Annotated in this window: 15 protein-coding genes; 6 read left to right on the top strand and 9 right to left on the bottom strand. The window is 66.2% G+C overall.

Annotated elements, in window-relative coordinates:
- Window positions 1-66 precede the first annotated feature (66 nt).
- From IAG41_RS03075 to pgmB, 4 genes are all read left to right on the top strand, one after another.
- Window positions 67-2430, top strand: coding sequence for a penicillin acylase family protein (locus tag IAG41_RS03075; RefSeq protein WP_187727094.1), 2364 nt, complete (start codon window positions 67-69; stop codon window positions 2428-2430).
- Between the two features lie 75 nt (window positions 2431-2505).
- The gene (locus IAG41_RS03070) at window positions 2506-3546 is read left to right on the top strand and encodes a LacI family DNA-binding transcriptional regulator (protein ID WP_187727093.1); all 1041 of its coding nucleotides are present in this window, start codon (window positions 2506-2508) and stop codon (window positions 3544-3546) included.
- 69 nt (window positions 3547-3615) lie between these two features.
- Window positions 3616-5835: a glycoside hydrolase family 65 protein gene (locus IAG41_RS03065; protein WP_187727092.1), complete on the top strand. Its 2220-nt coding sequence runs from the start codon at window positions 3616-3618 to the stop codon at window positions 5833-5835.
- Window positions 5832-6488 (top strand): beta-phosphoglucomutase, encoded by a 657-nt coding sequence (pgmB, locus tag IAG41_RS03060; RefSeq protein ID WP_187727091.1) that lies wholly within the window; start codon window positions 5832-5834, stop codon window positions 6486-6488. The genes IAG41_RS03065 and pgmB overlap by 4 nt, the downstream gene beginning before the upstream one ends.
- Here pgmB and IAG41_RS03055 read toward each other — a convergent pair.
- Window positions 6473-7720, bottom strand: a complete 1248-nt coding sequence (locus tag IAG41_RS03055; RefSeq protein WP_262408430.1) for an MFS transporter — start codon at window positions 7718-7720, stop codon at window positions 6473-6475. The genes pgmB and IAG41_RS03055 overlap by 16 nt on opposite strands.
- A gap of 186 nt (window positions 7721-7906) precedes the next feature.
- Here IAG41_RS03055 and IAG41_RS03050 point away from each other — a divergent pair, with 186 nt between their 5' ends.
- Together IAG41_RS03050 and IAG41_RS03045 are read left to right on the top strand one after the other, a co-directional pair.
- Window positions 7907-10501, top strand: a complete 2595-nt coding sequence (locus IAG41_RS03050; RefSeq protein WP_187727090.1) for a TonB-dependent siderophore receptor — start codon at window positions 7907-7909, stop codon at window positions 10499-10501.
- Window positions 10502-10585: 84 nt separating this feature from the next.
- On the top strand, window positions 10586-12658 hold the full coding sequence (locus IAG41_RS03045; protein WP_262408429.1) for a hypothetical protein: 2073 nt from the start codon (window positions 10586-10588) through the stop codon (window positions 12656-12658).
- On the opposite strand, the gene IAG41_RS03040 is transcribed toward IAG41_RS03045, so the two are convergent.
- The 8 genes from IAG41_RS03040 to IAG41_RS03005 form a co-directional block, all read right to left on the bottom strand.
- Complete coding sequence (locus tag IAG41_RS03040) at window positions 12633-13307, bottom strand: DUF6445 family protein (RefSeq protein WP_187727089.1); 675 nt, start codon at window positions 13305-13307, stop codon at window positions 12633-12635. The genes IAG41_RS03045 and IAG41_RS03040 overlap by 26 nt on opposite strands.
- The gene (locus tag IAG41_RS03035) at window positions 13304-14839 is read right to left on the bottom strand and encodes a tryptophan halogenase family protein (RefSeq protein WP_187727088.1); all 1536 of its coding nucleotides are present in this window, start codon (window positions 14837-14839) and stop codon (window positions 13304-13306) included. The genes IAG41_RS03040 and IAG41_RS03035 overlap by 4 nt, the downstream gene beginning before the upstream one ends.
- A 178-nt stretch (window positions 14840-15017) precedes the next feature.
- Window positions 15018-16304 carry a glycoside hydrolase family 130 protein gene (locus IAG41_RS03030; protein WP_187727087.1) on the bottom strand — a complete coding sequence of 429 codons (1287 nt, stop codon included), beginning with the start codon at window positions 16302-16304 and terminating at the stop codon, window positions 15018-15020.
- A gap of 33 nt (window positions 16305-16337) precedes the next feature.
- The gene (locus tag IAG41_RS03025) at window positions 16338-17204 is read right to left on the bottom strand and encodes a gamma-glutamyl-gamma-aminobutyrate hydrolase family protein (protein ID WP_187727086.1); all 867 of its coding nucleotides are present in this window, start codon (window positions 17202-17204) and stop codon (window positions 16338-16340) included.
- On the bottom strand, window positions 17201-18157 hold the full coding sequence (gene epsC / locus IAG41_RS03020; RefSeq protein ID WP_187727085.1) for a serine O-acetyltransferase EpsC: 957 nt from the start codon (window positions 18155-18157) through the stop codon (window positions 17201-17203). Before epsC ends, IAG41_RS03025 begins: the two co-directional genes overlap by 4 nt.
- Window positions 18158-18161: 4 nt before the next feature.
- A complete protein-coding gene (locus IAG41_RS03015) occupies window positions 18162-18803 on the bottom strand; it encodes a peroxiredoxin (protein WP_187727084.1) in 642 nt (213 codons plus the stop codon).
- A 23-nt stretch (window positions 18804-18826) separates the two neighbouring features.
- Complete coding sequence (locus IAG41_RS03010; protein ID WP_187727083.1) at window positions 18827-20149, bottom strand: dicarboxylate/amino acid:cation symporter; 1323 nt, start codon at window positions 20147-20149, stop codon at window positions 18827-18829.
- 14 nt (window positions 20150-20163) lie between these two features.
- Window positions 20164-22587: a TonB-dependent receptor plug domain-containing protein gene (locus tag IAG41_RS03005; protein WP_187727082.1), complete on the bottom strand. Its 2424-nt coding sequence runs from the start codon at window positions 22585-22587 to the stop codon at window positions 20164-20166.
- Window positions 22588-22946: the final 359 nt, after the last annotated feature.

The raw sequence follows: 22946 nt of genomic DNA, 5'->3' as shown, positions 1-22946 counted from the left end.
CTATCCCATGGACACAGGCGCGAAGCGCCCTACTTTCCCCCCGGGGCAAAACAGCTGGGGGTGCCGATGCTTAACCGTCGTTCCTTCCTGCTGGGCTCGACAGCGGCGTTTGTGGCCAGCTCCGCCCCCGCGGCGACACTGCTGAATTGGGGCGGGGCGGCGATTGCCAGACCGCAGCGAGTCCAGGGCCTCGGCGCACCCATCACGATCGTTGACGATGTTTTCGGCACCCCGCATGTCCGCGCGACCTCGATCCCGGACGCGTTTTTCGGACAGGGCTATGTCGTCGCGCGGGATCGCCTGTTTCAGATCGACCTTGCGCATCGCAGCGACCTGGGGCGGCTTGCGGAGGTATTCGGGCCCCGCTTTGTCGAGCATGACGCAAACGCACGCCTTTTCCACTATCGCGGCGACCTGGATGCCGAGCTGCGCCGCGCGCCGCCGAACGTGCTGGCCTGCGCGCGCGCCTATGTCGCGGGGATCAACGCGCGTATCGACGAGGTGATTGCCAATCCCGCGCTGCTTCCGCTCGAATACAGGATCCTTGGCATCGCGCCGATCACATGGGACGTCCGCGACCTGGTGCTCGCGCGCGATGGCTCGATCGGCAATGTCGACGACGAGATACGCCGGGCCCAGCTCGCGGCGATCGGGCTGCTCGAGCTGGACGCCATCGTCGCACCGCTCCGCCCGGCATGGACCATGCGCGTGCCGGAGGGGCTAGATGTCGCGGGGGTGGGCCCCGCGGATCTGGGCGTCCTGCGGCTCGGTGGGCTGCCCTTCGGACCCGACCAGCCCGTTCCGGATCCCGCCGAGGGTGCGAATGCCGGGAGCAATGCCTGGACGGTCGCGCCGTCGCGTACTGCAACGGGGCGCACGATCCTGGCGAACGACCCGCACCTGGGAATCGGCGGCTTCGGCCCGCGCCATGTCGCGCATCTGAGCGCGCCCGGACTCGACGTGATCGGCGCTGGCGCCCCAGGGCTGCCGGGCATCATGCAGGGGCACACCGATCGGTTCGCGTTCGGCCGCACCAATTTCCACATCGACCAGAACGACCTGTTCGTGCTGGAGCTCCATCCCGACGATCCCGAGCTTTACCGCCACAAGGGAGGCTGGAAACGCTTCGAGCGCGTAGAGGAGTTGATCCCGATCATGGGCACAGCGCCCGAGCGAGTGGCGCTGCGCTATGCGGAACAGGGGCCGGTGATCTCGCACGATCCGGCGCGACGCCGCGCGACGGCACTCGCTGCGATCTCGATGCAGCCGGGCGGCCACGGCGTCTTCGCGATGATCGCGATCAACCTGGCGAAGGACTGGGCGGGCCTGCGCAAGGCCTTCCCGCTGCATCCGTCGCCCACCAATTTCCACTATGCCGACGTCAAGGGAAACACCGGCTGGCAGGTCATCGGCTTCGCACCGGTACGCAAGCAAGGGGACGGCCTGCTGCCCGTGCCCGGCGACGGACGGTACGACTGGACGGGCACACGCGATTTCGCATCGCTCCCGAGCGAATATAACCCAGCCAAGGGCTGGTTCGCTTCGGCCAACCAGAACAACCTGCCCGCGGACTGGCCCCGCGATCGCATCCCGGCCTTCTCCTTCCGGGACCCCTATCGCTACGAGCGCATCGCCGACGTGCTGGCGAGCCAGGACAAGCATCGCCTGGCCGACAGCGTCGCCCTGCAGCACGACACGCTTTCGACCCCCGCGCGCCAGTTCCTGGCGCTCCTTCCGCAACACCCGTCCGATGCCGCCAGGCCGGCCGTGGACATGCTGCGTGGCTGGGACGCGCGGATCGCGGTGGACAGCGGCGCTGCGGCGTTGTTCGAGATGACATGGCGCGACATCAGCAAGCGCATGCTCGCCGCGATCGTGCCCGCGCGGGCAAAGCCGCTGGTGAAGGTGATCGCACCGTCGGTTCTGCTCGACCTGCTTGTGCATCCGGACAAGCGGCTCGGCGCCGATCCGCAGGCCGCGCGCGATGCGATGCTCGATGCAGCACTGGCATCCGCCTGGACCTCGGCACGCGAGCGGCTCGGCGCCGATCCCGCGGCATGGCGTTACGGCTCCCTCCATCAGATACGGATCCGGCATCCCCTCTCGGCCATCCCCGCGATCGCCGCCGCCTTTCCGGCGATCGAGGGCGAGGGCTCGGGCGGCGACGGTTATACCGTCATGGCGCGCTGGCTCGGGTCCGGCCCGGGCTGGGGGGTCGGCGGCGGCGCCAGCTATCTGCAGGTGATCGACGTCGGCGCCTGGGACAATTCGCTGATGCTCAACCTGCCCGGCCAATCGATCGATCCCCGCTCGCCGCACTATCGCGACCAGTATTGGCCCTGGGCCGCCGGGGTGATGCAGCCGATGCCCTTCAGCCGTGCTGCGGTCGACGCGAAGGCCGCGGCGCGAACGACTCTGCAACCGCTTTGAAATCCGGACCATGTCGGGAAGCGCGCGGCCACTAAGACATTTGCCGCCGCACGATTGTGTCCCATAGAAGAGAGAATGGCGAAGAAAACAGCACCCAAGAATGACGAGATCCCCGTACCGGGGACGAGACTGAAGATGCAGGACATCGCTCGGCTGGCGGAGGTCTCGACGCCAACCGTGTCCCGCGTTCTCAACGGCAGCCCGCTGGTGACCGAGGAAACGCGCGAGCGCGTGTTGGCGGTGGCGCGCAGCCATGGCTATGCGGTGAACCGCAACGCGGCGAAGCTGCGGCAGGCGCGCACCAATACCGTGGCCGTGATGCTCGACTTCGGCTCCCACCATCATGGCGCGATCGGAGATCCGTTCATCTTTGAGCTGTTGGCTGGCGTGTCGGAAGCCCTCTCGATCCGCAACCAGGACCTGCTGCTGTCGCCGCCGGGCCTCGACGATGCACGCGCCTTTCGCGACTTCCACCGCGCGCGGGGCGCGGACGGGTTCATCGTGCTCGGACAGGGGACGCGCGACGTTATGCTGCGTGCCCTTGGTCGTGAGGATGTGCCGCTGGTCGTCTGGGGCGCTGTCGCCGCGGATGCGGGTTATTGCGCCGTGGGCAGCGACAATTTCCGCGGCGGTCAGCTGGCCGGCAGGCATTTCCTGGCTGCCGGACGCAAGCGCTGGCTATTCGTCGGCGATATCCGTCACGAGGAATTGCGCCTGCGCTTCGAAGGCCTGCGCGCCATCGGCGAGGAGCATGACGACGTCGTCATCGATTTCCTTCCGATCGCGTCGATGGCGTTCAACACGACCGCGGAGACCATCTCGGCCTATCTCGCCGCGGGGCGCCAGCCCGACGCGGTCTTCACCTTTTCGGACACCGCCGCGATGGCCGCGATAGGCTCTTTCAAGGAGCGCGGGCTGAACGCCTCGCGCGATTTCTCGCTGGTCGGGTACAACAACATCCCGCCGACCGCACATTTCAGCCCGGCGATCACCACGATCAACCAGAAGACCGATGTCGCCGGTGCGCTGCTCGTCGAGAAGCTAATGCAGCAGATCGACGGCGGCCGCGCGCGCTCGACCACGCTTCCCACCGAGATCGTCGTTCGAGACACCTGATCCTTTATCCTTGAAAACGATATCAAAGACCCTGTATCGCTGCTCGTCATAAGGTTGGGGAGCGGTTGCTTGGCGCGCGTATCGGACGGCTTGGAAGACGGCTTGCTGTTCGCGGAGGATGGCTGGGCGCTGGAGGTGATCGGCGACGATCCTGCCCGCGAAGGCTGGGCGGCGACGATCCTGGCGCTTTCCAACGGCGCGATCGGGGTGCGCGGCGCGATCGAAGAGCGCGCGAGCGCGACCACCTTCCTCGCCCGGGCCTATGAACAGGCACCGATCCATTATCACGAGCGGCTGCACGGCTTTGCTGCAAGCTCCGATTCGCGCGTGCCGGTCGCCGAGGCGCTCGGGCTCGCGGTGCGGATCGATGGCGCGGCGATAGACTTGACGGCGGCCACCTCCGCTACGCGGCGCGTGCTCGACCTGCGGCAAGGTGTGCTCCGCCGCGAGACGCGCTGGACCCTCGCCGATGGCCGCATCCTGACGGTCCATGCCGAACGGCTCGTGCCACTCGATGGCCGCGCCGCGCTGGTTCGCCGGCTGCGCGCCGAAGTCGACGGCGCCACTGCGACGCTGCATCCCTATCTTGCGCCCGCGCCCAAGGCTGCCGCCCAGAGCGACGATCCGCGAATCGGCGTGAATCTCGCGTCGCGCGGCTTCGAGATCGAGCGCAGCGAGGAAGTGCTGGTGGTCGAGCGCCTGCCCGGCAGCGGCATCGGCGTCGCGGCGGTCCAGCGCCAGCGCGAAGAAGACGGCTGGCTGCTGGTCGCAACCGGGTTCGCGGCAGGCCGCGATCCGTCGGACGTGCTGGTGGCCGAGGCACAGGCGCTCGCCGATACGGCGCTGGCGGATGGCTTCGGCCGCGCGGTGGAGGCGCAGCGCGCATTGCTCGACGCCTTCTGGGCGGGCGCCGATCTCGACGTCGCCGGGCAACCGCGCCTCACCGCGACGCTGCGCGCCAACCTGTTCCACCTCTTCGCCTCAGCGGGCCGCGACGGGCGCTCGAGCGCAGCCGCCAAGGGGCTGACAGGCGAAGGCTATGAGGGCCATTATTTCTGGGACACCGAGGCATTCATGCTGCCGGTGCTCGCGGTGCTCGCGCCCGACATCGCAAGAGCGATGCTGGTCTATCGCTCGGCGACGCTCGATGCAGCCTTCGCCAATGCGCGAGCGCTCGATCATCCCCGCGGCGCGCTCTACGCCTGGCGGACGATCGAGGGTCGCGAATGCTCGGCGCATTACCCGAGCGGCTCGGCGCAATATCACATCAACGCGGCGATCGCCTTTGCCATCGGCTGCTATGTCGACGCGACCGGCGACGAGGCGTTCCTGGTCGAGCATGGCGCGCGGATGCTGATCGAGACCGCCCGATTATGGCTGGTGCTGGGCGATTGGGCGGGCGGCGCCTTCCACCTGCGCGGCGTGACCGGGCCGGACGAATATACCGCGCTGATCGACGATAATTGGTACACCAACCGGATGGCGCAGAAGCATTTGCGCCTCGCGGTTTCGGCGGCGGCGCGTGTCGCGGAGAGTGCGCCGGAAGCCTGGACGGCGCTGGCCGCGCAGATGGCGCTGGGCGCTGACGAGCTCGCCGAATTCACCCGCACCGCCGATGCGATGCACCTGCCCTATGACGCCGAACGCGATCTCGACGCGCAGGACGCGAGTTTCCTCGACAAGCCGCGCTGGGATGTAGCCAATACCCCGGCGTCGCAGCTGCCGCTGCTGCTCCATTTTCACCCGATGACGCTCTATCGGCACCAGGTCTCGAAACAGGCCGATATCGTGCTCGGCATGGTGCTGGGCGGGGAGCAAGTTTCGCTCGAACGGAAGCGCCGCGTCTTCGACCACTACGAACCCGTCACCACCCACGATTCGACGCTTTCCGCTGCCACTTTCTCGATCCTCGCCAGCGAAGTGGGGCATGAGGTCGCGGCGCTGCGCTTCTTCGCAGACACCAGCCTGGTCGATATCGACGACCGCCACGGCAACACCGGCCACGGCGTCCACATGGCCGCGATGGCCGGGTCCTGGATGGCATTGGTCTGGGGGTTCGCGGGTTTCCGTCCCCATGGTCCCGAACTTCGCTTCCGCCCAACCCGCCCGGCCGAGTGGAAGGGCTATGGCTTCGGCCTCACCTGGCGCGGCACGCTGGTGCGGGTCGAGGTGCAGGGCGGCGGCATCACCTATCGCGCGGTCTCAGGCCCCGACATCGTGATCGGCCACCACGACGCCGAGATCCGCCTCGCCGCCGGCCAAAGCTGGACGGGAGCGCTCGGCGCATGACCGCGAAGCGCCGGCTTGCGGGCGTCGCCTTCGACCTCGACGGCGTGCTGACCGACACGGCGCGCGCGCATTATCGAGCATGGAAGAAGATGGCCGATACCCTGGGCATTCCTTTCGACGAGGAGGCGAACGAAGCGCTGAAGGGTGTCGACCGGATGGGCAGCCTGGCGCTGATCCTGGGCGATCGGCCAGGCTATGACTCCACGGAGCGCGAGCGCCTCGCCGCGCAGAAGAACGACTGGTATCTCGAGGAAATCGCCCATTTCGGCCCCGAGGACCTGTTCCCGGGTGCCCGCGAGGCGCTCGACCAATGCAGGACAGCCGGGCTCAGGCTGGCGCTCGCCTCGGCAAGCCGCAACGCGCCGCTGCTGCTCGCGCGAATGCAGATCGACACCCTGTTCGACGCGGTGATCGATCCCGCCAGCGTCGCCGCCGGCAAGCCCGCGCCTGATATCTTCCTCGCCGCCGCGCGCGCCATCGGCGCCGAGCCGGCGCAGGTGCTGGGCGTCGAGGATGCCGCGGCGGGCATCCAGGCGATCCGCGCGGCGGGCATGCCCGCGCTCGGTGTCGGCGATCCCGCGGCGCTGCCCGGCGCGGACTGGGTGATACCGGTGATCGCCGACTTCGACCTGGCCGATTATTCCGCGGGCTGAGCCCTCGCGGTCAGCCGCTCGAGCCGCACCAGCGCCACCGCGATCAGCGCCAGCGGCACCAGCACCAGATAGAAGGCGGTCTGGCCGGAGAAGCGGTCGAACACCAAGCCGGTGATCATCGATCCGATGGTGCCGCCCAGCGCCGAGAAGATCACCATCAGCCCGACCATCGCGGCATGGCGCTCGCGCGGCAACGCGCTCAGCACCACCGAAGAGACGATCGGATAGATCGGCGCCATGAACACCCCGATCAGCGGGAAGATATAGGCGGCGATCGGCGCGTCGAACCAGCCCACGTCCGGGCGTAGGGTAAGGCCGCGCGTAGTCGGCAGCGTCAGCAGCACCAGCAGCGCGACCAGTGCGAGGCAGCCGAGCAGCAGCCGCAGCCAGCCCAGCCGCGCGACGAGCCCGCTCGCGCTCAACCGGCCGACCGCGAGCGCGGCGACGAAGATGCTCGACGCCTGGACGCTCATCGCGCTCGGCAGATGGAGCACCTGATTGTTGAAGGTCGGCAGCCAGGTGCCGACGCCCTGCTCGATCAGCACATAGAGGAAGATCGCCGCGAGGAAGGCGATGGTGGAGGGCAGGACGAGCAGTGCCAGCGCGTCGCGATAGCCGGTTGCAGGCGCGCCCTTCGCGGCACGCGTGCCGCTCTCGTCGAGGTCGGTGAACCACCAGAGCAAAGCCGCCGCCGCCGCGAGCACCGCGATCACACGATAGACGCCCAGCCAGTCATGCCCGGTCGTGTCGCGCCCGATGAACCAGCCGAACAGCCAGATGCCAGCCAGAATGCCGACCATGAACACGCCTTCGATCAGCGAAGTCAGGCTGGCATGCTGCACGCGATCAGGCCGGATCAGCCCGATCGAGGCATAGGTGGCGACCTTGGCTATGCCGAAACAGAGCCCGACGAGCACGAAGAAGAGCTGCATCGTCCAGAAGCTGTTGGCGAAAGAGATCGCCAGCGCGCCGAGCGCGATGGCGATCATCACCAGGATCTGGGCGCGACGGAACCCGAAGCGGGGCAGCGTGGTTGCGAACAGGAAGGACGCGACGACAACCGACAGATCCTTGCACGCCTCGAGAGTCGCCGCCTGGGGCTTGGAGACGCCGTAATGCGCGATCGACTGGAGGATCACAGTGCCGACGCTGTTCATGAGCAACCCGAGCAGGGCGTAGCTGATGATCAGGGCGGCGATCGCCATGAATGCGCGCTTCACGTCTTGGTTCAACAGCTCTCTCCCTCTCGCTTCCGGACCGGTCGGCGCCGGCCTTCCGGCCTGTGTTGCACGTCGGCACCAGCTACGGCAAATTCCGCGTGATTCTTGCAGAAAACGATTTCACAATCATCGGACCGCGTCTAGTTGGGCGGGTATTCAGCTGGGCAATCCGGCGAGACACTCGGTTGGGGAGGTTATATGTTGTTTTCCGTTCGCGCTGGCATCCGGGTCGCGCTGCTGGCCAGCGCTGCCACATTGCCGCTCGCGCCTGCCTTCGCGCAGACCACGCCCAGCGATACGGCCACGCCAGCCGCGCAGGACCCCACCGCGCAGAACGATACTGCCGACACGACCGAAATCGTCGTCACCGGCCAGACCACGCCCAACCGTCCGCTGATCACCTCGTCGGCCGACATCACCCTCGCCAATCGCGAGCTGATCGACCAGAAGGCTCCGCGCTCCACCGCCGACCTTCTCGAGCTGGTCCCGGGCATCTTCGTCGAGGCGACCGCCGGTCAGATCTCGAACAATTATTCGGTGCGCGGCCTACAGGGCGGCGGCCAGCGCTTCGTCCAGCTCGAAGAGGACGGCATGCCGATCCTCTATGGCGGCGGCGGCGCGGACTTCTTCTTCGACCAGGATCTGACGATCGACCGCCTCGAAGCGGTCAAGGGCGGCTCCTCGGGCGTACTGACCGTCAACGGCGCAGGCGCGACGATCAATTTCATCTCGAAGACGCCGAACTTCGACAAGCCCGAGGGCATCGCCCGCGTCACCGCGTATAATTATGGGCTGAAGCGCGGCGATTTCTACTATTCGCAGCCGATCACCGACAAGCTCGCCTTCAACGTCGGCGGCTATATCCAGTCGAGCCCCGGCGTGCGCGACAATCCGTTCGACTATCAGGGTTGGCGCGTGAAGGGCATGCTCGAATACAAGTTCGACGATGGCGGCTATATCCGCCTGTCGGGCAAGGGCGGCAATGTCGAGAACGCCTATTATGCCGATCAGCCCTATCGCTTCGACAACGGCAAGCCGACGGGAATCCCCGGCCTCGACACCCAGTTCGGCAATGTCGGCGGCGACGCCTTCTCGAACATCGCGGTGCCGGTTTCGACCAACGCGCATTCCAGCGGTTTCCGCGAGTTCAAGTATCGCGACGGCGTGGTCGCCAAGACCTGGCAGGCCCGCCTCGACTTCGAGAAGCCGGTCGGCGATTCGCTAACGCTGTTCGGCCATGGCCGCTATCTCGATTATTCGTATGATTTCAATGGCCTGTTCCCCGGATCGGGCACCGGTAACGCCGGCCTGACCAGCGCGTCGACCTATCTCGATCCGACCCGCACGCTAAACGCGGGCGGCGACCCGGCCAATTGCGGCAACTACAGCTATGTGTCGCCGGTCGGACAGGTACTTTGCCTCGGCGGCCAAGCCTATCCGACCGCCACCCGTTTCGGCATCAAGAATCTGCGTACCGGCGTGGTGCTGGGCTCCGACCAGACCGCGGCGCTCAATGCGCTCAACGGCAACGGCTTCCTGCAGCGCACCACACTCAACCACGACGCCATCGACGCCTATGATTTCGGCATGAATGTCGGCGGTCGCTGGGATTTCGAGAGCGGCGACATCAAGAACTCGCTGACCGCCGGCGTGATGTACTACAAGACCAAGCGCGACCAGGACCAGTCGGCGACGGCGAGCGTGGTCAACGACGTGCGCACCAACAGCGACATCTACGACGTGGTCGCGCTCGATGCGAACAACAACGTCATTGGCACGCTCTCGGACAACGGCCTGGTTTCCTATGGCGACTGGGGCGCGGGCATCCGCTCGCGCGAGGACTCGAGCCTCTCGCTCTACGTCAATGACGAGTTCTCGATCGGCAACCTGCACGTCGACGCGGGTGTGCGCTGGGAGCGTGACAAGGCGACTGCGCTCGACGGCAACCAGGCCGCGGTCAACCAGCCGGTCCAGCCCGGCGTGGTGGGCGTGATCCGCGATGTCGGCGCGACCTGGGACGGCACCTATGCGACGCGCAAGGCTACCAAGAAGGCCGTGGCCTACACCGTCGGCGCCAACTATCTGATCACGCCGAACCTCTCGATCTATGCGCGCTACGCCAACGGCTTCCAGATGAACAATGTCGACCCGATCACCGGGATCGAGCTCTATGAAGCCGGTGTGCGCTATCAATATGGCCGCATCTTCTCGGGCTCGGCGACGGTGTTCCGCACCAACTTCCAAAACCAGAACTATAATTTCGCCGATCCGCTGAATCCATCGCAGCAGAGCAACATCAATGCCGATCTACGCACCAACGGCGTCGAGCTCGACATGAACCTGCGCCCGATCGAGTGGTTCTCGATCGATTTCCAGGGCGTCTTCCAGGATCCGAAGCTCGTCAACCTGGCGATCAACGGTGCCAACCAGGCGGGCTTCGAGGGCAACCGGCCCGAGCGCACGCCAGCCCGGCTGTTCACGATCACCCCGACCGTCAAGCTCCCGAACGGACTGGGCGAGGTCTATGGCCGCTACAAATATATCGGCAAGATCTACGCCGATGCCGGCAACGGCGTGGCGCTGCCCAGCTATGGCGTGACCAGCGTGGGCGCGTCGTTCAACCTGAGCGAGCGGCTCCAGCTGAGCGTCAATGCCGACAACATCTTCGACGTCGTCGGCCTCACCGAGGGCAATCCGCGCCAAGGCCAGACGCAGGCGATCACTGACGGCTATTTCTACGCCCGCGGCATCGTCGGCCCGACCTATGGCGGATCGATCACGTTCAAGTTCTGATCGCCTCAAGGGGCGTAAAAGGGGGGCGCGGCAGCTAAGGTTCGCCGCGCCTTTCCTGTATCTGGGAAAAAGAGGAGATAGCGGATGCGGGGTTCGATGCGCATGGTCCTGGCGGGCGGATTGCTGTTCGCCGGCGCGGCCGCGATGGCACAGCAGCGTGCCGCGAAGACGCCGGAACTGGCCTACGGCCTGACCGAGGGGCAGAATCTCAACGCCTTCGTGCGCGAGGGCAAGGTCGCCGCGCATCTGCTGCTGCGCAATGGATCGGACCCGCGCATCCTGGTCGCCTTCCCCGCCGGCAACAGCGGGGTCGGTCTGTGGTTCCAGCCGCTCGCGAAGGCTGCGACCTGGCGGCTCGATCAGGCGCCGCGTCCCCTTTCACTCGTCGACGGCAAGGGGCGTCCGCTCCACGGAATCGACGCGATCGCGACGATCGATGCGCCGCGCCTTGCGCTCAAACAAGCGGTGCTTTCGAACGTCCGTTTCCTGCGTGACTATCAGGCCGTCGGCCGCTTTCCGACCGAGGTCGCAACCGAGGCGCAGATTTCGGGCAACCGCATCCTCTATGCCCGCGACCGCGTCGACGGGGCGCCGGGCTATCGGCTCGAACTGCAGGTGCTGGGCGGCCGCATCGCGAACAATGTGGTCATTGCGGACGCCAATGGTCGCATCCGCCTGCGCATCATTGCGGCGACCGGCGACACGCCGCTCACAGGACTGACCAAGGCCGAACTGCTCAACGCCAACGCCGCGAAGGACCCCGCCGCGCGCAACGCGCTCGCCTTCCTCAGCTATCGCGAGAAATTCCTCGCAGGCTCCTGGCGCTTCGACACCTATTTCGGGCGCGACACGCTGATGTCGGTGCGGCTGCTGATGCCGGCATTGCGCGGCGAAGCGGTCGAGGCCGGGCTCGGCGCGGTGCTTGCCCGGCTCAATCCCCAGGGCGAAGTCGCGCACGAGGAGGGACTCTCCGAATTCGCGCTGATCGATCATGCGCAGCACCACCAACCCGGCGGGGCGGCGGCGACGCTGGATTACGGCATGATCGACGATGATTACATGCTCGGGCCCGTAGCGGCAGACTATCTGCTCGGTCCTGCGACACGGTCCGCGGCGCAAACTTTCCTGTCCAAAAAGATACAAAGTGAAGCAAACCCCGGTGGCGCCGAGCCGGCCGGAATTCTTCTCGTGCGCAACCTTCGCTACGTTATCGATCAAGTCCGTCCATTCGCCAGGGATCCGCGCTGGAGCAACCTGGTCGAGATCCACAAGGGCCGCATGACCGGCCAGTGGCGCGACAGCGAGGAAGGGATCGGCCGCGGCCGATATCCGTACGACGTCAACGCGGTCTTCGTGCCCGCCGCGCTGGAGGCGGCCGACAAGCTGCTGCGCGCCGGGCTGCTCGATCCCTATCTAACCCCCGCGGACCGCGTTGCGTTCGCGCACGCCGGCGCGATGGCTGGGATCTGGCGTGCCCAGGCGCCCGCGCTGTTCGTGGCCGAAACGCCCGCCGCCGAGGCCGCCGTGCAGGTGAAGGCCTATGCCGGGCGCGTCGGCGTGCCCGCCGCCCCGGCGCTCGCCGCCCTTCACGGCCAGGCGCTACGCTACCACGCCATCTCGCTCGATGCCGAGGGCAAGACGGTGCCGATCATCAATTCGGACGAGGGCTTCGAGCTGTTGTTCGGCCATCCGAGCGCAGCCGATCTCCAGACCTATGTCGGCGCGCTGGGCCGGCCCTTCCCGGCCGGGCTGATGACCGATATCGGCCTGCTCGTCGCCAATCCGGCGCTCGCCAGCCGCGAGGTGCAGGACCGCTTCACTCCCGCCGCCTATCACGGGGCGGTGGTCTGGTCGTGGCAGCAGGCGCTGTTCGCCGCCGGCCTCGAGCGCCAACTCGCCCGGAAGGATTTGCCACCCGCCACCCGCGCGGTGCTGCGCGACGCCCAGACGAAGCTGTGGCGCGCGATCCAGGCGACACGGGCGACGCAGAGTTCCGAGCTCTGGTCCTGGGCCTTCGAGAATGGCCGCTACCATGTCGTGCCGTTCGGCGCGGGCAAGCAGGATGTCGACGAATCCAACGCGGCGCAGCTGTGGAGTACCGTCTATCTCGCGGTACAGCCGCCCCGCGCGCCTACACCGTCGAAAGGAAAGCGGTGACGGTCAGCCGACCGGTGCTGGGATCGGCATCGAGCGGCGCGTCGGGCGCGATCGCGCCGCTGTGGAGCAGCGCGCTGCGATAGATCACCGCGCGATTGTAGCGCGCCTCAACATGGGCGATCCGCTCGAACAGCGGCGTGTCGCCGAACGGATAGGCTTGCGGCGGCGCCTCGGCGCCCACCTCCGCGTTGAGGCTTGCCAGATAGTCGGGCGAACGTGCCGCATCGATCGCCTCGAAGCCGGTCGCGCGGTGGCGGAAAAATGCGGTGCCGTCGCCGCCCTCGGGCGCGAGGTAATGGACCAAAGCGATCCGCCCCGGCTGCACCGCGTCCACATGCGGCAGACGCTGTACGACGGTGAGCTCGGCCGGCGGCGTCGTCACGATCGAGAAACTCGCATCGAGCAGCTCAATACCCCCCGCATGCCCGAACACCTCCCGCAGCACCGGAACGAGCGCAGGGCGCACCAGCGCGAAATAATCGATCGGCAAGGTCGCGCGGATGCCCGGATAATGGTGCCGCCCCGGTTCGAACACCGCCCCCGCCGCAGCGGCACGCAACGCGTCCGGATCGGAATGGAAGCCGTCGACGATCGCGATCGGCTGGCCTTCCGCGCCGATCCGCCGCGCGACGATATCGGGACGGATCACCCTTGCCCCATCGCCGCCGCAAGCGCTTCGTCATGCATCGGCAGCGTCGGCGCGGCGCGCTGGATCACGTCGGCAACTTGGCGAACCTGCGCGAGATTGGTTGCGGAATCCAGCACGTCGGCGAGAGGATTATAGTCCCGGGCAACCACACCTTGGCCGTTCAGCACAGCCAACCAGCTCGCGTCGCGGAACAGCTCTTCGCTGCCCAGCATCAGCCGGCCCGAGCGGCGATATTGCTCCTCGCGCGCGACCAGGGTCTCGGGCAGTTTCATCTCCCGGCGCTCGACCCAGAAGGGCTCGGTCCTGCCCTCGTTCGCATGGTAATGGAGGATCAGAAAGTCTTTGATGATGTCCATATCGGCGTTGAGCAGCGCATTGTACCGCTCGGCCAGCATCGGATCCATGTCGCGTGTCGGGAAGAGCGTCAGCAGCTTGGCGATGCCGCTCTGGATCAGGTGGATGCTGGTCGATTCGAGCGGCTCGAGAAAGCCCGACGAGAGCCCGATCGCCACGACATTGCCGATCCATGCCCGCCGCCGCGTGCCCGCGGTGAAGCGCAGCGTCCGCGGTTCGGCCAGCGCCTCGCCGTCGAGATTGGCCATCAGCATCGCCGTGGCTTCGTCCTCGCTCATGAAACGGCTGGAAAAGACATGGCCGTTGCCGATGCGGTGCTGGAGCGGGATGCGCCACTGCCACCCCGCGGGCTTCGCGGTGGAGCGCGTGAAAGGCGTGGTCTCGCTGAGCCGGGTGCAGGGCACCGCGACCGCGCGATCGCAGGGCAGCCAGTGCGACCAGTCCTCGAACCCGGCCTCCCTCCCGTCGATCAGCAGCGCGCGGAAGCCCGAGCAGTCGATGAAGAGATCGCCCGCCAGCCGCTCGCCGCGCTGGGTGGTGAGCGCCGTGACCAGCCCCGTCTGAGGATCGCGCTCCACGTCCTGCAGCCGTCCCTCGACGCGGGTGACGCCCGCCCGCTCGGCAAGGCCGCGTAGGTGCCTCGCGTAAAGGCTGGCGTCAAAATGATAAGCATAGCCCAAGGTCGAGAGGATCGATCGCGCATCGCCGCTCGGCTTGGCGAAGCGGCTCTGCCCGGCAAGCTCGGTCGCCAGCGAGAAAGCAGAGAGCGGCAGATCGAGCCCTTCGGCGCGCGCCTTCTTCCAGCGATGGTGGAAGGCAACGCCAGGGAAGCGCACGCCATATTCGCCGAACGGGTGGAAATAGCGATGCCCCGGCCGCACCCAGTCGACAAACTCGATGCCGAGCTTGAAGCTGGCCTTGGTCTCGCGCAGGAACTCGGCCTCGTCGAGCCCGATCAGCTCGTTGAACCAGTGGATGGTCGGGATCGTCGCCTCTCCGACGCCGACCGTGCCGATCTCCTCGGATTCGAGCAAAGCGATGTCGAGCGCCCGCCCGAACGAGCGCGCGAGCGCGGTCGCCGTCATCCAGCCCGCGGTGCCGCCGCCCAGGACGACCACCGAGCGCACCCGGCGCGGATCGCGCGCGCCATTCTCGCTTCGCTCGCTGGCCAGCGCCATCAACCCATCTCTCCGTTTCGGTAATCGTCCGGCCGGATTAGCGACCATGCTCCGTCAAGGCCATGGCTCTCACGCAAGGCCGAGATCACAAGCTTGATGCGAAGCCCTGGCTTCTTCCTCGCGCGTCACCGCAACCGATATATCTTGTCGATATGCATGTGGGTTGCGCGATGTTCGCTCATTGCCGATCCATAACCCCGAGCAGGTCGTCGACGTCACCCACCGCGAATGCCGTATATTCATCTCCGATCGCATAGGGCAGCAGGATGCGGCGCTTATGGAGTAGCGCGCCGCAGCTATAGGTGACGTTAGGGACGTAGCCGCCCCGCTGTTCGGCACCGGGGAACAACAGCGGGGACGAGGTGCGGGCGAGCACCTTTGACGGATCCTCCTTGTCGAGCAAACACGCACCCACGCAATACCCGCGCACCATGCCGACGCCGTGGGTGAACACCAACCAACCTTCTTCGATCTCGATCGGTGAGCCGCAATTGCCGATCTGCACGAATTCCCATGGATATTCGGGACCCATGAATCGGTCACCCGTCTCCCAGTTGAAGAGATCGTCCGAGTAGAGCAGCCACAGATTCTCGTTGTCCTGCCGTCCGATCATCGCGAAGCGCCCGTCAATCTGGCGCGGGAACAGAGCCATACCCTTATAACCTGACATGGCGCCGGTCAGCGCGCGCATCTCGTAGGTGCGCGCATCAATGCCGCGGAGTAGCTCGGCACGCGCGGTCATCCCGTCGAATGCGGTATAGGTGCCGATCACACTCTCGACACCGTTCTCGTCGGTGAAGTGGACGAGACGCAAATCCTCCACACCTTGACGTTGGCTGGGCAAGATGGGGAAGATCACCGTTTCCGAGATATTCTGGCTGTCGTCGGAGCGCATGCGCACCCAGCCCTCGTTGTCGCTCTCGATTCGGGGCGGAACGCCGTGCAGGCTGGGCGGGTCAACGACAAGGCCGTCGCCTGCGTCCCACGTACCGGTGCGGAAGGTGACCGACGAGATGTGCCCCTCGCCCACCCCGCGCAACGAGAGGATGAAGCGGATGTTGTCGTCGTCAGGATCCTGGTCGGGGACGGAGACGATGCTGGGATTGAACAGAGCCGCCGACTCAAAGGCATATTCCTGGCTGAAGTAAGCGCCGATCAGGAGCCGATCACGCGCCTCTTCGATCACCGCGCTGCCGAGTTCGCCCTTCACCTCCTCGAAACGCCGCAGAAACACGTCGTCGACATTGTGGTGCCGCTTCTCCATGGCTTCCTGAAGTAGGTACAGCATCCGCTCGCGCATTGCCGGGTCGAGCGCCATGACGCGGCCGGCTACTTCCTCGGACCTTGTCGGCCGCCCTTCCGCGAAGGCGGCGGGGTAGCCAAAGCTGAACGGACGGATGACCGTGCGCGACGGATCGGGCTTCAGTTCGATCCCGAGCTTGGTAAATACTTCGGCCGCCTTCATTCGCTGGAACCCCCGGTGAATTCTCCACATAGGCTACCGGAGTGCAAAGCGAAATCGCGGGTCTTTGATCCACAGCGAGCCAATACCGGTCGGAATTTTCTCGATCCGAAGACTGTCGCCCTGCGGCGCCGCAAGGGCGCGCGGCGCCGCGCCCAGTGCGTCACCGATCAGCGAGAAAAAGGCCCTGCCCGCCGCGCTCGCATCGACATTCCATTCGGGATGCCATTGCACCGCGACCACGGGCGCACCGCAAGGAGATGCGGAAAAGGCTTCCACGAGCCCGTCGTCCGTTGCGATCGCTTCGATCGCAAGGCCGGTTCCGAGCCGATCGATGCCCTGCTCGTGCACCGAATTGACCCTCAGCCGCGTGGCGCCGGTGGCCGCGGCGAGTATCCCGTCCTCCGCCAGCGTCACGTCATGCTCGTGATCGAACAGCGCATCGAATGCGAGGCCGGGCCCGCGCCGATGGTGTGCCGCAAGATCGTGCGTGAGAGTCCCGCCGAACAGCACATTCAGTTCCTGCAGGCCACGACAAATGCCAAATACCGGCTTACCCCGCTCGATCATATGTGCGCCCAGCGTGAGCGCGACCTCATCGCGCTGCACGTCCAGCCGGTCCTGATCGGAAGTTCGCCCGCCATAACGGGATGCTGCGACGTTCGAGCGCGAACCCGTCAGCAGCAGGCCGTCCAGCCGCTCCCCCAGCGCTTGGGCGTCCAGCGCGTCGGACAACGCCGGCACGAGCAGCACGGTGGCGCCGGAGAGGCGTCGCAAGGGTTCGATGAACCGACTGGCAACCGCCTGAACCGGTCGTTCGGCGAACTCGTTGCAGCACAGGACGCCGATGACCGGCTTGGGCACGGCATCGGGCGCAGGACGATGGAAGAAGGACACGGTCATGCCGCGCCGCCTCGCAGCTCAGCGGCCATTTCCCGTGCCCGCAGCCGATCGAGCAGTTCCGCCTCGGCCTGGACGACGACGCCGCCCGCAGGCACGTCGCGCAGCAACCAGACATTGCCGCCGATCGTGCTGCCGCGGCCAATAGTGACGCGGCCCAGGATCGTCGCGCCTGCATAGATGATGACGTCGTCCTCAACGATCGGATGCCGCGCAAACCGGTCGCGCGGCCCCACTTGCGCAAGCCCCAGTGGCGTTCGCGCGCCGAGAGTCACATGCTGGTAGAGACGTACATTAGCACCGATGATCGCGGTCTCGCCGATCACCACGCCGGTGCCGTGGTCGATGAAGAATCGCGGACCGATCGTCGCGCCTGGGTGGATGTCGATGCCGGTGCGCGCATTGGCGAGCTCGGAGATGATGCGTGCGACGATCACTGCGCCCAACCCGAACAAGGGATGCGCGAGCCGGTGATGCAGGATCGCAAGTGCACCGGGATAGGCGATCAGGATCTCGTCGACGCTGCGCGCCGCGGGATCACCGATGAAGCCCGCCTCGATATCGCTGTCGATCAGCGCGCGTATCTCGGCCATGGCCGCAGCGAAGTGGCGCACGATCGTGTCTGCATGATCGGGCTCGAACGCGTCACGGGACTGCGCCTGCCAATAATCGAACTCGCTAGCCACTTGTTCGCGCAGAATGGCGAGGCCGCGCGTAAGTTGCTCGGCAACGAAATCATCCTCGCGGGCCGCCCCGCCCCGAAAGCCGCCGAGCCGCACCGGGAACAAAGCCGCCGCGAGATGCTCGATTGCCTTGGCGAGCGCCGTCGGCGACGGAAAGTGCGCGACCTCATGGCGCTCGGCCTGGTTCCCCCTCCAGGCCGAGCGCGCCGCATTGAGCCGGGAAACCGCTTGCGCGATCTCCGCCGTAAACGGCTCGGCAAGAATTGCCGGCACGGGCTCAGCCTGCGGTTTCGGGTTGCGGGACCTTGCGCAGATACGAGGTCTGCTCGTCCCATCCAGCGGGAAACAGCGCCTTCGCTTCCTCGTTCCCCAGCGAAGGCAAGATGATGACGTCTTCGCCTTGCCGCCAATCGGCAGGCGTCGCCACCTTGTGGCGGTCGGTGAGCGGAAGGCTGTCGATGGCGCGCAGGATCTCGGCGAAGTTGCGCCCGGTCGAGGCTGGATAGGTAAGGGTCAGTCGAACCCGCTTGGCGGAGTCGATGATGAACAAGCTGCGCACTGTGTTGGTGTCCGAAGCGTTCGGGTAGATCAAGCCCAGGAGAAGCGCGATCCGGCGATCGACATCGGCGATCAGCGGATAGTTGAGTGCGGCGCCTTGGGTCCGCTCGATGTCCTGCGCCCATTGCAAGTGCCGGTCGACCGGATCGACCGAGAGACCGATGATCTTGACGCCGCGCCGATCGAACTCGGGCTTGAGCTTGGCGACCGCGCCCAGCTCGGTGGTGCAGACGGGCGTGAAGTCCTTGGGATGCGAGAACAACAACACCCAGTGCTGACCGGCCCAGTCATAGAAGTTGAGCGGTCCATCGGTCGATTCCTGAGTGAAGTCGGGAACGGTATCGAACAGGTTGAGCGACATGATATGCCTTTCGCTTGGTGGGGTCAGGCCGGAACGGAGGCGAGCGCGGCGTCACGGCCACGGAAGCGCTCGAGATCGAGGATGCCCGCGCGCTTTGCGACAATGGTCGGCACGAGCGCCTGGCCGGCGACGTTGACCGCCGTGCGGCCCATATCGAGGATCGGGTCGATCGCCAGCAGCAGTCCGACGCCTTCGAGCGGCAGGTGGAGCGTGGAAAGAGTGAGGGTCAGCATCACGGTGGCGCCGGTCAGACCGGCGGTGGCGGCCGAGCCGATCACCGAGACAAAGGCGATCAAGACGTAATCGGTCAGATGCAGCGGCAGGCCATAGAATTGTGCAACGAAAATCGCCGCGATCGCCGGGTAGATCGCCGCGCATCCGTCCATCTTGGTGGTGGCACCGAGCGGCACCGCAAACGCAGCATAGGCGCGCGGCACGCCGAGCCCGCATTCGGTGACTTCCTCGGTCACCGGCAAGGTGCCGACCGACGAGCGCGACACGAAACCGAGCTGGATCGCCGGCCAGGCCGCGGCGAAGAAGCGTAGCGGATTGAGGCCGTTGGCCGCGAGCAGGAGCGGATAGACGACCAGCAGGACAAGGCCCAACCCGATATAGATCGCCGCCGCGAACGATCCGAGCGCGGAGAGCGCGTCCCAGCCGTAACGGATGACCGCATCCCCGATCAGCGCGGCACTGCCGATCGGGGTGAGCGCGATCACCCAGCGCAGCAACCGGCGGAAGATGGCGAGCGCGGAGGTGTTGAATGACAGGAAGGCCTCGCCGGCGCTCCCGACCCGCACCGCCGCAGCGCCGATCGCGATGGCCGCGACGATGATCTGCAGGATGTTGAACGACAGCGCAGTCTTTGCCGCGCCCGCCTCGATGCTGGTGGACGCGGTCAGCCCCAGGAAATTGGCCGGCACGATCCCTTTCAGGAAATCGAGCCACGAACCGCTGCTCGACGGCGCCTTCGCGGCTGCCATATCGACGCCGGCATGGAGGCCGGGCTGAATCAGCAGGCCGAGCGCGATGCCGATCAGCACCGCGATCAACGCGGTCACCGCGAACCAGGCCAGGGTGTGCGTGACCAGCTTTGCGGCATTCTCCAGATCCCGCAGCGCCGCGATCGAAGCAACGATAGCGGTGAACACCAGCGGCGGCACCAGTGCCTTGAGCAGCTGGACGAATATCTGCCCAAACGTGTGCAGCGTTTCGCCCAGCGCGGGCGTGCCCGCCGCGCGTCCGATCACGCCCAGCGCCAGGCCGATGCCCATGCCGACGAACACCTGGACGCCGAAGGATGGCCAGCGACCACGGGAGCCCGGGCTGAAGCTGCTATCCGCCATCGCCTGCGCTCCGCTCACCAGCTCAGCCCGGCGCGGACGTAAAGATAGCGTCCGCCAAAGCCGAAGGGGGAGTAATAAGGAAAGCCGACCACACCGGTGCTGTTGTTCACCGCCGCCGTCTCATCGGGATAGATGTCGAATAGATTGTTCACCCCGAGCGCGAACTGGCCGCCCTTCACCGGCTGGTAGCGCAGCTCGAGGTCGGTGATCGCGTGCGTGCCGGTGTTGATGTCTGCCGATCCGTTGGCGGCGGTGCCGGGCTGGTTGACGTTGCCGTAATAGCTGACCCGCGCAGTGACGCCGATCTTGTCGAGCGACCAGTCGATCGTGCCCGTAACCTTCTCGCCCGGCGTGCCCTCCTCGATCGTGAGGATGCGGCTACGCGCGAACAGCACCGGCGCCGGGTTGATCGTCGCGGTCGAGGTCGGCACGCGCGTCACAACCGACTGGTTGAGATTGCCCGCGACCGTGAAGTCGAACTTGCCGGCATCGGCGGCGTCGAGCCGATAATGCGCGACCGCGTCGATGCCGCGCACCCGCGAGCGCAGGCCGTTGATGAAGAAGCGCGCCGAAGGGACGTTGAATGGCGCCAGGATCGCCGCGACCTGCGGGCTGAACGAGGACTGGATGTTCTCGGACAGCGCGAGCTGGTCACGCAGGCGGATCTGATAGGCGTCGACGGTCAGGTCGAACCCGCCCGCGCGGATCACCGTGCCGGCGGAGAAGTTGGTCGATTTCTCGGGCTGCAGCGGACGCCCGCCGAGCGCGGCGGCGACCGGGCTGGTCGAGGGGAAGGTGCCGGTGAGCACCGGCGCACCGTTCTGGATCACCGAGGCGACGGAGGTGAAATATTGCTGCTGCAGGCTCGGCGCGCGGAAGCCGGTCGATGCCGTGCCGCGCAGCGCGAACCAGTGGGCGAAATCGTAGCGCAGCGAGACCTTGCCGGTGCCGGTGTCGCCGAAATCGGTATAGTGCTCGCCGCGCGCGGCAAGGCCGACCAGAAGCTTGTCGGTGACCTGGGCTTCCAGATCGACATAGCCCGAGACGTTCTTGCGGCTCCGCTCGATCGCGTTGAGCGGCGAGAAGCCGCCAAAGCCCTGCGCGCCCGGCGCCTGGCCGGCGATCGCGCCGCTCGCCGGATAGTCATAGGAGGCGCGCTCGCCCGGCGTGATCTTGAAGCCCTCGCGCCGCCCCTCTACGCCGAACGCGACGTTCAAGGACTGGAATAGGTCGAAGCTGCGCGTCACGTCGAGCCCGACGACTAGCTGGTCGTAAATCAGCGCGCCGTCGTAGAAACTGGTCGGCGACGCGTTGCCATAGGCATAGTTGGCCGAATTGAGCGTGCGGTACTCGATCTTGTTGCGGCCATAAGCGACATTGAGATCGACGTTCCAACCGGCGAGATCGCCCTTCAGGCCGAGCGCGCCATTGGCGTTGGTCGACTTGGTGTTGATGATCGGCAGGAAGCCGTTGGGATAGATGCCCGACACTGCGCCGGCGGCGCTCGGCAGACGCGGAAAAGCGGCGCTGCGGGTGTCGCGGTCCTGATAGCCGGCCCAGCCATAGAGCTTCCAATCGGGGGCGATGCTAGTGCCCGCGTTGATATAGCCGGTATATTGCTCGACTTCGGGATCGCCGAAGCGACCGGTGACAGCGTTGGCGGTGACGCGCGGATCATAATCGGCGCGATTGGTCGGATCCCGCTTCAGATACTCGGCCGAGATCGTGACGTAACCGTCCTCGCCGAAGCTCAGCCCCTGCCAGGCCGATGCCGTCACGGCGTGCTCGCCGGTCGTGTGGCGGCTGCCCCGCGCGGTGTCGATATCGGTGTCGTAGAAGCCGTAGGTCACGCTGGCGCCGCCGCCGGTGCGCGCCTCGCGCAGGCGGACATTGATCACGCCGGCGATCGCGTCCGAGCCATATTGCGCCGAAGCGCCGTCGCGCAGCACCTCGATCCGGTCGAGCGCCACGGTCGGAATCGTGTTGAGATCGACCGCCGCCGATCCGCGGCCGACCGATCCATTGATGTTGAGCAGCGCCGAGCTGTTGGCGCGGATGCCGTTGATGAGCACCAGTGTCTGATCGGGCGAAAGCCCCCGCAGCGTCGCCGGGCGGATCGCGTCGGTGCCGTCCACCGCGGAAGGACGCGGAAAATCGATCGAAGGTGCGACCGACGCGAGCGCCGAGCCGAGCTCGGTCGTGCCCTGTTGGCGCAGCGCGTTGCCGCTTAGGACGTCGACCGGAGAGGCAGTGTCGAGCCGCGAGCGGCCCTGCGCGCGCGTGCCTGTGACGACGATCTCTTCACCGGCGGGAGCGTCCTCTGCACGCGCGACGTTCTGGGAAGGATCTTGCTCGGGCGTTTCCTGGGCGCATGCGGGCGCTGCCTGAACAAGTGCGAGTCCGGCAACCGAGAACAGAAAAACCGAGCGAATACGCATGATTGAACCCCTTTGTGACTTCAGGCGTTCAATATCCTCCGATTTAGTGGGAATTTCAGAGGAAGAAAAATTATCGCCGGGCCAAGCCGATGCTTTCCAAGGGCACACCGGACGCGGGCGGCACGTAACCTTCACTCAAGGAGACCGAGAATGTCGCCCTATCACGGTCATCACGGGAACGCTGGTGAAAGAACCAGCTGGCGAGACGACGACGAGATCCAATACTGGATGGAGCGATATCACCTCAGGAGCGCACCAGAACCCATACGGCGCGCCGACACTCCGATCACGCAACGCAGTCGTCGCGAATAGAGTTTTGGCCCGTCGGCCTGCGGTTGGCCGATGGCTGGCCCTTGATC

Origin of the sequence: Sphingomonas sp. JC676, assembly GCF_014489075.1 — a bacterium.
Lineage (GTDB): Bacteria > Pseudomonadota > Alphaproteobacteria > Sphingomonadales > Sphingomonadaceae > Sphingomonas.
Note: the sequence above shows the minus strand (reverse complement) of the source record. Positions and strands in the feature narration are given on the sequence as shown.